Here is a 12,059-nt window from a genome sequence, read left to right as displayed (position 1 = left end):
TGTTTCTATGCTCACGACCAATCCGTATCACAGAGTTAGCATGAAGGTACGGCAGTGACAGTATGTTGCGGTTTCCTCACTGTCACCGTCAGCTGCCTTAATGCAGCGCGATCCTCGCATTGTCCGTACCTGCGGACGTACCAGTACCTCTCCTTTCTGTTACCCGCGGCTGTCTGCTCTCCTTAAGCGCCAGCAGCTTGTCGCCGCCCTTTGCAGAATGCCGTCTCAGCCTGAGCCCCCCGGCACCACGCTCTGCGAAGCAAAACCGTATGACCGCCAGAAGTCTGCACTCACCCCGGGGAAGCGCCTGCGGCAACATCCGTTCTCTGTGGCACTCTGTTTCGGGCTGGCATGAATTTCTGCCGTTACCGCCGGTGGCGGTTCCCGGAGAAAACAATAAGGCCGTCCGCCCCTCACTGACAGCAGGCAAAAAAAAACCTCTCTGTGACCAGAGAGGTTTGTTATTTCAGCGGCGAACGATCAGATATCGATATTCGCGGCTTTCAGGGCATTTTCTTCGATAAAGGCGCGACGCGGTTCAACCGCATCCCCCATCAGCGTGGTAAATAGCTGATCGGCGGCAATGGCATCTTTAATCGTCACACGCATCATGCGGCGGCTTTCCGGATCCATCGTGGTTTCCCAGAGCTGTTCCGGGTTCATCTCACCCAGACCTTTATAACGCTGGACTGACAGTCCACGTCTGGACTCTTTCACCAGCCATTCTACGGCCTGCTCGAAGCTGGCTACCGGCTGACGACGTTCCCCGCGTTCAATAAAGGCATCTTCTTCGATAAGGCCACGAAGTTGCTCACCCAGTGTATTGATTCGCTGGTATTCCGGTCCGTAAATGAATTCCGAATCCAGAGGATAATCGGTATCCACACCATGTGTACGAATACGCAGTACCGGCTCAAAACGCTGATGTTCACGGTCTTCACGGACAATACCGGTATAGCTGCTGCCGTGCTGTTCGCGTTCTTCCAGTTTGGCAACCAGAGCATCCATCCACGCCTGTACGGCCGTCTGGTCAGACAAATCATTCAGCGTCGGGTGATACACCAGCCCTCTCAGCATGGCCGCCGGGTAACGACGGGTCATCCGCTTAATCATCTTCTCTGTACTGTTGTACATCGACACCAGATTTTCCAGCGATGCCCCACTCAGTGCCGGAGCGCTGGCATTGGTATGCAGGGTCGCGCCGTCCAGCGCAATCGCTATCTGGTACTGATCCATCGCATCATCATCTTTGATGTACTGTTCCTGCTTACCTTTTTTCACTTTGTACAGCGGTGGCTGTGCGATAAACACATGGCCGCGTTCAATGATTTCTGGCATCTGACGGTAGAAGAACGTCAGCAGCAAAGTACGGATATGCGAGCCATCGACGTCCGCATCCGTCATGATGATGATGCTGTGATAACGTAATTTATCCGGGTTGTACTCATCGCGGCCGATACCACAACCCAGCGCCGTGATCAGTGTTGCCACTTCCTGAGAAGACAGCATCTTGTCAAAACGGGCTTTCTCAACGTTCAGGATCTTACCTTTCAGAGGTAAAATAGCCTGATTCTTGCGGTTACGTCCCTGCTTTGCAGAGCCGCCCGCGGAGTCCCCTTCCACCAGATAAACTTCTGACAGCGCAGGGTCACGTTCCTGGCAATCTGCCAGTTTGCCCGGTAATCCGGCCAGGTCCAGTGCCCCTTTACGACGGGTCATTTCACGGGCACGGCGCGCCGCTTCACGCGCACGGGCAGCATCGATAATTTTACCCACGACGATCTTGGCATCGGACGGATTTTCCAGCAGATATTCAGATAACAGTTCATTCATCTGCGATTCCACGGCCGATTTCACTTCCGAAGACACCAGCTTGTCTTTGGTCTGGGAAGAGAATTTCGGATCCGGCACTTTCACCGACACAACCGCGATCAGGCCTTCACGGGCATCATCACCGGTGGCACTGACCTTCGCCTTTTTACTGTAGCCTTCTTTATCCATGTACGCGTTCAGTGTACGGGTCATCGAGGCACGGAAACCGGCAAGGTGTGTCCCGCCATCTCTCTGCGGAATGTTGTTGGTAAAGCAGTAGATATTTTCCTGGAAGCTGTCGTTCCACTGCAGCGCAACTTCCACACCGACACCGTCTTTTTCAGTACTGAAATAGAAGACATTCGGATGGATAGGCGTTTTATTTTTATTCAGATATTCAACAAACGCGCGGATACCACCTTCATAGTGGTAGTGATCACTCTTATCGGTGCGCTTGTCGATCAGGCGGATAGACACGCCGGAATTCAGGAAAGAGAGTTCGCGCAGGCGTTTGGCCAGAATGTCGTATTCGAAATCGGTGACATTCGTGAATGTCTGATGACTGGCCCAGAAACGTACCGCCGTCCCGGTCACCTCTGTTTCGCCGATCACAGTCAGCGGAGCGGTCGGTACACCGTGCTGATAAATTTGCTGATGGACTTTACCGTCACGGCGGATAGTCAGTTCCAGCTTTTCAGACAAGGCATTGACGACAGAAACACCGACACCATGCAAACCACCGGAGACTTTATAAGAGTTATCATCAAACTTACCGCCGGCGTGCAGTACTGTCATAATCACTTCTGCCGCCGAGACACCCTCTTCAGGGTGGATCCCGGTCGGGATACCACGACCATCATCCTGAACCGAGACGGAGTTATCGGAGTGGATGGTGACGGTGATTTCTTTACAGTGGCCTGCGAGTGCTTCGTCGATGGCGTTGTCCACAACCTCGAATACCATGTGATGCAGACCGGTACCGTCATCCGTGTCACCGATGTACATACCGGGGCGTTTGCGTACCGCATCAAGTCCTTTCAGAACTTTGATACTGGAGGAGTCATAAGAATTCGACATCAACGTTTCTCGCTCATTTAATCTTCGGGTTGAACTGCTATTTTACCTTTTTCTACGCTGAACATCTTGCCCTTTTCGTCATTCATGTCGATAACATGATCAACACTGATGGCGCTCACAAAAACCTGCGCTTTTGTGGCTTTCAGGCGGTCGGCAAGGATCTGCCGGCGCGTGTCATCCAGTTCAGAGGCAAAATCATCGATCAGGTAAATACAACGTCTGCCACTTTGACGTGTCAGGTATTCCCCCTGCGCCAGGCGCAGGGCACACATTAATAATTTAAGTTGTCCGCGCGATAACAAATCCTCTACCGGAGTTCCGTCAGCCCGGATACGAAAATCGGCTTTATGCGGTCCACTGGCGGTATAGGTCAGAGCACGGTCCCGTTCAAAATTACGCTCCAGTAACTCCGCGTAATCACTCTCTTTATCCCATCCACGCTGACAGGAAAATGTCAGATCATATTCCGGCAGGAATTGCTGGCAGGTGGCCTTAATTTCCAGCGTAATATCCTCGCTGTAAGACTGCCGCCACTCACTGATTTTATGCGCCAGCGGTGCCAGTTCCTGATCCCAGGGCCGTATCTGTCGATAACTTCCGGCCTGACGCAACGCAGCATTCCGCTGCTTCATCAGGCGGCGAAGGTCATTCCAGGCCGCAAAAAAACCAGGGAAGTTATGAAAGCACCCCCAGTCAATATAGGCTCTGCGGAATTTCGGCCCGCCGGTCAGCAGGGTGAACCCTTCCGGGGTGATCAATTGCATCGGCAAAAGTTGAGCAAGACCGGCAATTTTATGTCCGTCACTGCCGTCGATACGCACCTTGCTCTCCCCGGCACGATCTTTACTGAGCCCGATACTGTGTTGCTGGCTGGCATCAGTGATCCTGCCATGCAGAACAAACGCGGGCTGATCATGTCTTATCACCCGCCCGGTTTGCAGACTGCGGAATGCGCGCCCGTGCCCCAGCGTATAAATCGCCTCCAGCACACTGGTTTTACCGCTGCCGTTAGGACCGATAAGGAAATTTACCCCTTCAGACAGCGAGAGATCGGCCTGCGGAATATTACGAAAGTCTTTAATGATAAGACGGGTCAGGGCCATACATCAGTCCGGGGGCGAGAAAAACGCATTACATAAAAGCCGATCCCCTGCAGAAGTCCTGCAGGGAATGGGGAGCCGGGTAGAGGACTATAAGCGCATCGGCATCACGACATACGCAGCATGCGGACTGGCGACGTCTTCAATCTGCACGCTTGAAACAGAGTCTGTCAGCAGTAAGCGGACATTTTCACATTTCAGGGCATTCAGCACATCCAGTACATAACTGACGTTAAACCCAATCTCGAGATCACTGCCCTGATAGTTCACGTCCAGGATCTCTTCAGCTTCTTCCTGCTCCGGGTTATTCGCGGTAATACGCAACTGATTCTCGGTAATGAAAAGACGCACTCCCCGGAACTTTTCATTGGAAAGGATCGCCGCACGCGCAAAGGCCTGGCGTAAGAGATCACAACCGGCTTCCAGCGTCTTATCCGGATTTTTAGGCAGAACCCGGCGATAGTCAGGAAAACGTCCGTCCACCAGTTTGGAGGTAAAGATAAAATCCCCCACATGTGCACGAATATTACTGCTGCCGATCTGCACCTGCAGAGGCGTATCTCCGCCATCCAGTAGCCGGACCAGTTCAACCACACCTTTGCGCGGAACAATGACTGAATGGTCAGGTAACGACTGGCCAACCGGCATCGAACATACCGCCAGGCGGTGTCCGTCGGTGGAGACAGTCCGCAGCTCTTCCCCTTCGGTTTCAAACAGCATTCCGTTCAGGTAGTAGCGAACATCCTGATGGGCCATGGAAAACTGCGTGGCCTCAATCAGGCGTTTCAGCGTTGCCTGAGGCAGTGTGAATTCGACCTCACTCTGCCAGTCATCGAGATTCGGAAAATCACTGGCCGGCAGCGTGGATAACGAGAAACGACTGCGTCCTGAACGTACCAGAATCCGGTCACCTTCCAGGATGACGTGGATCTCTGCGCCTTCCGGTAATCCCCGGCAGATATCCAGGAATTTACGCGCAGGCACGGTCGTCGCCCCTGATTCATGGGGCTGACTGAGCGATACCCGGGCAACCATCTCCATTTCGAGATCCGTTCCGGTCAGCGATAATGCACCCTCGCTCACCTGCAGTAACAGGTTGCCGAGGATTGGAAGTGTCGGACGTCCCCCCAGGGGGCCGCTCACTTGCTGTAAGGGTTTGAGCAATTGCTCTCTTTCAACAATAAATTTCATAGCGTCAGGAAGATAATGTTCTGATTAAATTGGAGAAATCTTCTTTGATATCGTGACTTTCTTCACGTAACTGCTCTATTTTCCGGCAGGCGTGGAGTACGGTGGTATGGTCCCGCCCGCCAAAAGCATCACCGATTTCCGGCAGACTATGGTTCGTCAGTTCTTTCGCCATCGCCATTGCCATCTGACGCGGTCTGGCCACCGAGCGCGAGCGGCGTTTCGATAATAAGTCCGCCACTTTAATTTTATAGTATTCTGCGACGGTTTTCTGAATATTATCGATAGTGACCAGCTTTTCCTGCAACGCCAGAAGATCACGCAGTGCTTCACGAACAAAGTCGATGGTGATCGCCCTGCCGGTAAAGTTCGCATTCGCGATGACACGGTTCAGTGCCCCTTCCAGCTCACGGACATTGGAGCGCAGGCGTTTGGCAATAAAAAACGCGACTTCGCCGGGCAGACGGATTTTATTTTCGTCAGCTTTTTTCATAAGAATGGCGACGCGAGTCTCAAGCTCGGGCGGTTCGATAGCCACCGTCAGGCCCCAGCCAAAACGCGACTTCAGGCGATCTTCGACCCCATTGATCTCTTTCGGATACCGATCGGAGGTCAGGATAATTTGCTGGTTACCTTCCAGCAACGCGTTGAAGGTATGAAAAAACTCTTCCTGCGAACGCTCTTTATTCGCAAAAAACTGAATATCATCGATAAGCAGCGCATCCACCGACCGGTAATAGCGCTTAAATTCTTCAATGGCATTGTTCTGCAATGCCTTTACCATATCCTGCACAAAGCGTTCCGAGTGCATATAGACAATTTTTGCATTCGGTTTTCTGGCGATAATACCGTTACCGACAGCATGTAACAGGTGGGTTTTCCCCAGGCCCGTACCACCATACAGAAATAGCGGATTATAGGCGCCGCCCGGGTTCTCAGCGACCTGCCGCGCGGCCGCGCGGGCCAGCTGGTTTGACTTACCTTCGACAAAGTTATCAAAGTTATGCCGGCTATTCACATTTGAGCGATAAGCCACTTCCACAGGGGCAGGGACGTTATCCCAGCTGGGGCGACCATCATGACTCTGTGCCGAAGGCTGACGTACCGGAGGGATCGGCTGCGAAATATTCTGAACGGCAACCGTACTCGCAGCAGGCACCGCCGGTGCTGCCGCTGCAGGCCGTGCACCCACTTCAAAACGTAATACCGGAATATCCGATCCACAAAACTCATTCAGCAGGCCATTAATACTATTAATGTATTTATCCCGCACCCAGTCGAGTACAAAGCGGTTTGGTGCGTACAGAGCCAGAGTGTTGTCGTTCAATTCAGCCTGTAAAGGACGGATCCACATACTGAATTCAGTGGCAGGTAATTCATCCTGCAAACGGGTAAGGCACTGTTGCCAAAGCGTTAGTGACACGGCGGACTCCACTGGTACAAAAAAGTAAGACAAGAAATGGTGCTAATCTTTTGAAAAAACTGGTTATTGATGCAGACGGAGAAATCGCCTGCTGCAACGATCTGCAATTCATCCCCGCGGTGCGTCCGGAAGGATCGCCAGCGGAACGACGGATCATAACGCAAAGCGGGCAAGAGATCTTCCTTTTCTACACCGATTTCTCCCATTTTATCCACAGGATTTCAGAATGACACCGGGCAAGTCACGCTCCGGGATAAAAGAAAAAACCGGCCGGATTGCAGATTTTTCCACCTTACCGGCCGGAGGACGGTCATTTTATGGCGACAGATCGACCGATGATCCTGAACGATCCTTGCTCTTTATAAGGAAGCCCGTATAATTCTCACCCTGTTTGCATCCCGAAGTAGCGCCTGGCGTCACCGAAAGAATTGCAGACAGACTTTTATCGGGGCATAAAGGTGTCATTATTAGCGGAAGTAAATTGACTCAGGACTGTACAGTTATTACAATCCCGCCTCTTTAAATAAAATACACTGAGGCGTCGGTCGGTTTACTGACTCTGCTACGCGTCACCAAGTGAACATTCTCAAGTTTAGGTAGAAATCGCCATGAAACGCACTTTTCAACCGTCTGTACTGAAGCGCAACCGTTCTCACGGCTTCCGTGCTCGTATGGCTACTAAAAATGGTCGTCAGGTTCTGGCACGTCGTCGTGCTAAAGGCCGTGCTCGTCTGACCGTTTCTAAGTAATAAAGCTAACCCTGGTGGGTAAGCTCGCATTTCCCAGGGAGTTACGTTTGTTAACTCCCAATCATTTCACTTTCGTCTTCCAGCAGCCACAACGAGCTGGCACGCCGCAATTGACCATTCTCGGCCGCCAGAATTCGCTGGGGCATCCCCGCATCGGTCTCACCGTCGCTAAGAAACACGTGAAACGGGCACACGAACGTAACCGGATTAAACGTTTAACCCGGGAAAGTTTTCGTTTGCGCCAGCACGAGCTTCCGGCTATGGATTTTGTCATCGTTGCCAAAAAAGGGATAGCTGACCTGGATAACCACACACTGACGGAAGTGTTGGAGAAACTATGGCGTCGTCATTGTCGCCTGGCGCGCGGCTCCTGATTGTCCTTATCCGCGTTTACCAACGGGCAATAAGTCCTCTTCTGGGGCCTCATTGCCGTTTCAATCCAACCTGTTCCCATTACGGGATACAAGCCTTACGTCGTTTCGGGGTGGTAAAAGGCAGTTGGTTGACGGTGAAACGCGTATTAAAATGCCATCCTTTACACGCGGGTGGTGACGATCCTGTGCCGCCAAAAAAACACTGATACCAGAGAAAACTAACGATGGATTCGCAACGCAATCTTTTTTTCATCGCTTTTCTGTTTGTGTCTTTTATGATCTGGCAAGCCTGGCAGACGGACCACAATCCACAGCCACAGCAAACTCAGACCACTCAGAATACGAACAGCACCGCAGGTGATGCTGCAAACCAGGGCGTCCCCGCCAGTGGTGAAGGCAAAACGATTACAGTTAAGACAGACGTCTTGTCTGTTGAGATTAATACCCGTGGCGGTGATGTAGAGCAGGCACAATTACTGGCTTACTCTGACAAACTGGGCTCTTCCAAGCCTTTCCAGTTGCTGGAAACGTCTCCTGACTTCCTGTATCAGGCACAAAGTGGTTTAACCGGCCGTAACGGTCCGGATAATCCTGCCAATGGTGCCCGTCCTTTATACACCGCGACTCAGCAAAGCTACCAGTTAGCCGATGGCCAGACCGAACTGCGCGTTCCTCTGACCTGGACCGGTGAAAATGGCGTGGTTTACACCAAAACCTTCGTCTTCAAGCGTGGTGGTTACTCGGTCGATGTGGATTATCACATCGATAATACGTCAGCACAGCCACTGGAAGTTTCCATGTTTGGTCAGCTGAAACAGACTATCGCGCTGCCAAAAGATCGCCAGACCGGAAGCAACAACTTCGCGTTGCATACCTTCCGTGGCGCGGCGTACTCCACCAGCAATGAAAAGTATGAGAAATATAAGTTCGATACCATTGCTGATAACGAGAACCTGAACGTCAATACTGATAATGGCTGGGTAGCCATGTTACAACAGTACTTTGCGACGGCCTGGGTTCCGCGGACTACCGGCAGTAATACCCTGTATACCAGCGCTCCGGCTAACGGCCTGGCTGCGGTAGGATACAAATCTGCGCCAGTCACTATCGCTGCAGGTGCACAGCAGGACCTGAATGCGACCCTGTGGGTCGGACCGGAACTGCAGGATGAGATGGCAGCCATCTCTCCTCACCTGGACTTAACCGTGGATTACGGGTGGTTATGGTTTATTTCTCAGCCGCTGTTCAAACTGCTGAAATTTATCCACAGCTTTATCGGTAACTGGGGCTTCTCCATTATCGTTATCACCTTTATTGTCCGTGGTATCATGTACCCGCTGACTCGTGCGCAATACACCTCAATGGCGAAAATGCGCATGCTGCAACCCAAAATTCAGGCCATGCGTGAGCGCCTGGGTGATGATAAGCAGCGTATCAGTCAGGAAATGATGGCGCTGTACAAAGAAGAGAAAGTGAACCCTCTGGGAGGGTGTCTGCCACTGGTTATCCAGATGCCTATCTTCCTGGCGCTGTATTATATGCTGATGGGTTCCATTGAACTGCGTCACGCGCCGTTCATTCTGTGGATCCACGACCTGTCCGCGCAGGATCCGTACTATATCCTGCCGGTATTAATGGGTCTGACCATGTTCTTCATCCAGAAGATGTCGCCGACGACGGTCACTGACCCGATGCAGCAGAAGATCATGACCTTTATGCCGGTCATCTTTACGGTCTTCTTCCTGTGGTTCCCGTCAGGCCTGGTGCTGTACTACATCGTGAGTAACCTGGTGACGATACTCCAGCAGCAGCTGATTTATCGTGGTCTGGAAAAACGCGGTCTGCACAGTCGTAAGAAAAAAGCCTGATGGCTATCACGTAGCCTGGCTGCGTGAAAATCCCGATAACTCAGGATATGATAAGGCGGTCATCTGACCGCCTTTTTTTATTGGTAAAGAGAGAACAGCTATGAGCCACAGCGATACTATCGTCGCCCAGGCAACGCCCCCGGGCCGCGGAGGCGTCGGTATATTACGAGTTTCCGGCCCGCATGCCGCCGGCATCGCACAACAGATTCTGGGGAAACTTCCGAAACCCCGCTATGCAGATTACCGCCCCTTCCTGGACACAGAGGGTGCTGTTCTGGATCAGGGCATTGCGTTGTGGTTTCCCGGCCCCCATTCCTTCACCGGTGAAGATGTTCTGGAACTGCAGGGACACGGCGGCCCGGTCATCCTGGATCTGTTACTGAAGCGCATTGCCGGACTGCCGGGGGTGCGTATTGCAAGACCCGGTGAGTTCTCCGAGCGTGCGTTCCTGAACGATAAGCTGGACCTTGCCCAGGCGGAAGCGATTGCCGATTTAATCGATGCCAGTTCGGAACAGGCGGCCCGCTCCGCGGTGAACTCGTTACAGGGCGTCTTTTCTACCCGGGTGAACCTGCTGGTAGAAGCGCTGACCCATCTGCGTATTTACGTGGAAGCCGCTATCGACTTCCCGGATGAAGAAATCGATTTTCTCTCTGACGGTAAAATTGAGGCGCAGTTAGCCCGGGTAATTGATGATCTGGAGGCAGTACGGAGTGAAGCCCGCCAGGGAAGCCTGCTGCGCGAAGGAATGAAGGTCGTGATCGCCGGACGTCCGAATGCCGGTAAATCCAGCCTGCTCAATGCGCTGGCGGGCCGTGAAGCGGCGATTGTGACCGATATTGCCGGCACCACCCGCGATGTGTTACGTGAACATATTCACATTGATGGTATGCCGCTGCATATCATCGATACGGCCGGGTTGCGGGAAGCCAGCGACGAAGTGGAACGTATCGGTATCGAGCGCGCATGGCAGGAGATTGAACAGGCCGACCATGTCCTGTTTATGGTTGACGGTACCACCACCACCGATACCGATCCCCGGCATATCTGGCCGGACTTTATCTCTCGTCTGCCGGAAGCATTGCCGGTGACCGTGATCCGTAACAAAGCCGATATCACCGGTGAGTCTCCCGGGGCAGAACCGGAGGCCGGCCATATGTTAATCCGCTTGTCGGCAAGGACCGGAGGAGGGATCGATACGCTGCGCGAGCATCTGAAACAGAGCATGGGCTTTTCCGGCAATATGGAAGGCGGCTTTATTGCCAGACGACGTCACCTGGAGGCGCTGGAGCTGGCCGGGACCCACCTTCTGCAGGGCAGAGGGCAGTTGCTGGATGCCCGGGCCGGAGAGCTGCTGGCCGAAGAATTACGCCTGGCGCAACTGGCGCTGAGTGAAATTACCGGAGAGTTTACTGCGGATGATCTGCTAGGCCGGATTTTCTCCAGCTTCTGTATCGGTAAATAAACCCGACACCGGCCCTGAAGGGCCGGTGTGTTTTCAGGAAGAGGGTCGGTTCCGTGACGGGGTATCTGCCGCCGCTTCGGCACCGACGGACATCAGCGCACCGGCATTCAGTAATCCCCCTACGGCTTGTGCCAGATCCGCTGGCATGGCGACAACCTTCGTATTATTACTTTTTGAAAGATCCCCAAGCGTCGCCACATAATTGTTTGCCAGCTGGAATGACATCGCCTCATGCCCTCCGGCGGCATTCAGCGCGTTTGCCAGTTGTTCCGTGGCTTTTTTCTGTCCGGCAGCCAGCGTTTCAATCGCCTCAGCTTCCCGTCGGGAGGCTTCAAGCTTCGCTTCGGCATCCAGGATCATCGCCTGCTTTTTCCCTTCAGCTTCACGTATCGCCGCATTCTTATTCCCTTCGGCCCGGGTTTCCGTCGCTTTACGCTCCCGCTCTGCGGCAGCCTGTTGTTCCATCGATTTACGCATCGAATCTGACGGTGTAATGTCCTGAATATCAACGGTCCTCAGGATCAGCCCCCAGTCATTCATCTGCTCTTCCATATTCGCCCGCAAGGTAATAGCCAGCTGATCACGGTTAGATAACGTATCGTCCAGATTCATTCCCCCGACCGCATTACGGATGGTGGTCATTACCAGGTTCTGCACGGCAGCACTGTAACTGTCGACGCCGTAGGCGGCTTTATTCGGGTCTGCAATACGGATAAAGCAAATGGCATTGACCCCCACCGTCGCATTATCTTTGGTGATCCCTTCGATACCTTTTACTTCAAACATCTGATCTTTCGCCGACATTTTATAGGCGACGACATCCAGAAAGGGGATCAGGATATTCAGCCCCGGATTAAGGGTACTGTGGTATTTCCCCAGGCGTTCCACAATCCACTGATCTGCCTGCGGAACTATACGTACGCATTTAAATAACGTAATCGCCAGTAAAATAATGATTAAACCCGATGCAATCAGTCCCGGTGACATAGCGCCCCCTCCCTCA

Annotated in this window: 12 protein-coding genes; 7 read left to right on the top strand and 5 right to left on the bottom strand. The window is 52.8% G+C overall.

What is annotated here, in order from left to right; genetic code table 11:
* Positions 1 to 100 precede the first annotated feature (100 nt).
* On the top strand, positions 101 to 355 hold the full coding sequence (locus ABD035_RS07195) for a hypothetical protein (protein ID WP_343868908.1): 255 nt from the start codon (positions 101 to 103) through the stop codon (positions 353 to 355).
* Positions 356 to 480: 125 nt separating this feature from the next.
* Here the strand turns inward: ABD035_RS07195 and gyrB are convergent, their stop codons facing one another.
* From gyrB to dnaA, 4 genes are all read right to left on the bottom strand, one after another.
* Complete coding sequence (gyrB, locus tag ABD035_RS07190; protein ID WP_343868906.1) at positions 481 to 2,889, bottom strand: DNA topoisomerase (ATP-hydrolyzing) subunit B; 2,409 nt, start codon at positions 2,887 to 2,889, stop codon at positions 481 to 483.
* Positions 2,890 to 2,906: 17 nt separating this feature from the next.
* Entirely contained in the window at positions 2,907 to 3,992 is a 1,086-nt protein-coding gene (recF, locus tag ABD035_RS07185; RefSeq protein ID WP_212713572.1) for a DNA replication/repair protein RecF, read from the bottom strand.
* A gap of 87 nt (positions 3,993 to 4,079) precedes the next feature.
* Positions 4,080 to 5,180, bottom strand: a complete 1,101-nt coding sequence (gene dnaN / locus ABD035_RS07180; protein WP_212713573.1) for a DNA polymerase III subunit beta — start codon at positions 5,178 to 5,180, stop codon at positions 4,080 to 4,082.
* A 4-nt stretch (positions 5,181 to 5,184) separates the two neighbouring features.
* Positions 5,185 to 6,600, bottom strand: a complete 1,416-nt coding sequence (dnaA, locus tag ABD035_RS07175; protein WP_343868903.1) for a chromosomal replication initiator protein DnaA — start codon at positions 6,598 to 6,600, stop codon at positions 5,185 to 5,187.
* A gap of 50 nt (positions 6,601 to 6,650) precedes the next feature.
* Here dnaA and ABD035_RS07170 point away from each other — a divergent pair, with 50 nt between their 5' ends.
* The 6 genes from ABD035_RS07170 (at position 6,651) to mnmE (ending at position 11,056) form a co-directional block, all read left to right on the top strand.
* Entirely contained in the window at positions 6,651 to 6,830 is a 180-nt protein-coding gene (locus tag ABD035_RS07170) for a hypothetical protein (protein WP_212713575.1), read from the top strand.
* Positions 6,831 to 7,208: 378 nt separating this feature from the next.
* Positions 7,209 to 7,349, top strand: coding sequence for a 50S ribosomal protein L34 (gene rpmH / locus ABD035_RS07165; RefSeq protein WP_000831330.1), 141 nt, complete (start codon positions 7,209 to 7,211; stop codon positions 7,347 to 7,349).
* Between the two features lie 14 nt (positions 7,350 to 7,363).
* Positions 7,364 to 7,723, top strand: a complete 360-nt coding sequence (rnpA, locus tag ABD035_RS07160) for a ribonuclease P protein component (protein ID WP_212707319.1) — start codon at positions 7,364 to 7,366, stop codon at positions 7,721 to 7,723.
* Positions 7,687 to 7,929 carry a membrane protein insertion efficiency factor YidD gene (yidD, locus tag ABD035_RS07155; RefSeq protein WP_212713576.1) on the top strand — a complete coding sequence of 81 codons (243 nt, stop codon included), beginning with the start codon at positions 7,687 to 7,689 and terminating at the stop codon, positions 7,927 to 7,929. The genes rnpA and yidD overlap by 37 nt, the downstream gene beginning before the upstream one ends.
* Before the next feature lie 18 nt (positions 7,930 to 7,947).
* Positions 7,948 to 9,591: a membrane protein insertase YidC gene (yidC, locus tag ABD035_RS07150; protein ID WP_212713577.1), complete on the top strand. Its 1,644-nt coding sequence runs from the start codon at positions 7,948 to 7,950 to the stop codon at positions 9,589 to 9,591.
* Between the two features lie 100 nt (positions 9,592 to 9,691).
* Positions 9,692 to 11,056, top strand: coding sequence for a tRNA uridine-5-carboxymethylaminomethyl(34) synthesis GTPase MnmE (gene mnmE / locus ABD035_RS07145; RefSeq protein ID WP_343868888.1), 1,365 nt, complete (start codon positions 9,692 to 9,694; stop codon positions 11,054 to 11,056).
* Between the two features lie 33 nt (positions 11,057 to 11,089).
* Here the strand turns inward: mnmE and ABD035_RS07140 are convergent, their stop codons facing one another.
* A complete protein-coding gene (locus ABD035_RS07140) occupies positions 11,090 to 12,043 on the bottom strand; it encodes an SPFH domain-containing protein (protein ID WP_212713579.1) in 954 nt (317 codons plus the stop codon).
* Positions 12,044 to 12,059: the final 16 nt, after the last annotated feature.

Source organism: Tatumella terrea (genome assembly GCF_039523755.1).
GTDB classification, from domain to species: Bacteria; Pseudomonadota; Gammaproteobacteria; order Enterobacterales; family Enterobacteriaceae; genus Tatumella; species Tatumella terrea.
Note: the sequence above shows the minus strand (reverse complement) of the source record. Positions and strands in the feature narration are given on the sequence as shown.

Bases quoted from the DNA above. Each gene is read 5' to 3' on its own strand.
- ABD035_RS07195 (WP_343868908.1), top strand. From the start codon at position 101: ATGCAGCGCGATCCTCGCATTGTCCGTACCTGCGGACGTACCAGTACC.
- gyrB (WP_343868906.1), bottom strand. From the start codon at position 2,889: ATGTCGAATTCTTATGACTCCTCCAGTATCAAAGTTCTGAAAGGACTT.
- recF (WP_212713572.1), bottom strand. From the start codon at position 3,992: ATGGCCCTGACCCGTCTTATCATTAAAGACTTTCGTAATATTCCGCAG.
- dnaN (WP_212713573.1), bottom strand. From the start codon at position 5,180: ATGAAATTTATTGTTGAAAGAGAGCAATTGCTCAAACCCTTACAGCAA.
- rpmH (WP_000831330.1), top strand. From the start codon at position 7,209: ATGAAACGCACTTTTCAACCGTCTGTACTGAAGCGCAACCGTTCTCAC.
- yidD (WP_212713576.1), top strand. From the start codon at position 7,687: ATGGCGTCGTCATTGTCGCCTGGCGCGCGGCTCCTGATTGTCCTTATC.
- yidC (WP_212713577.1), top strand. From the start codon at position 7,948: ATGGATTCGCAACGCAATCTTTTTTTCATCGCTTTTCTGTTTGTGTCT.
- mnmE (WP_343868888.1), top strand. From the start codon at position 9,692: ATGAGCCACAGCGATACTATCGTCGCCCAGGCAACGCCCCCGGGCCGC.
- ABD035_RS07140 (WP_212713579.1), bottom strand. From the start codon at position 12,043: ATGTCACCGGGACTGATTGCATCGGGTTTAATCATTATTTTACTGGCG.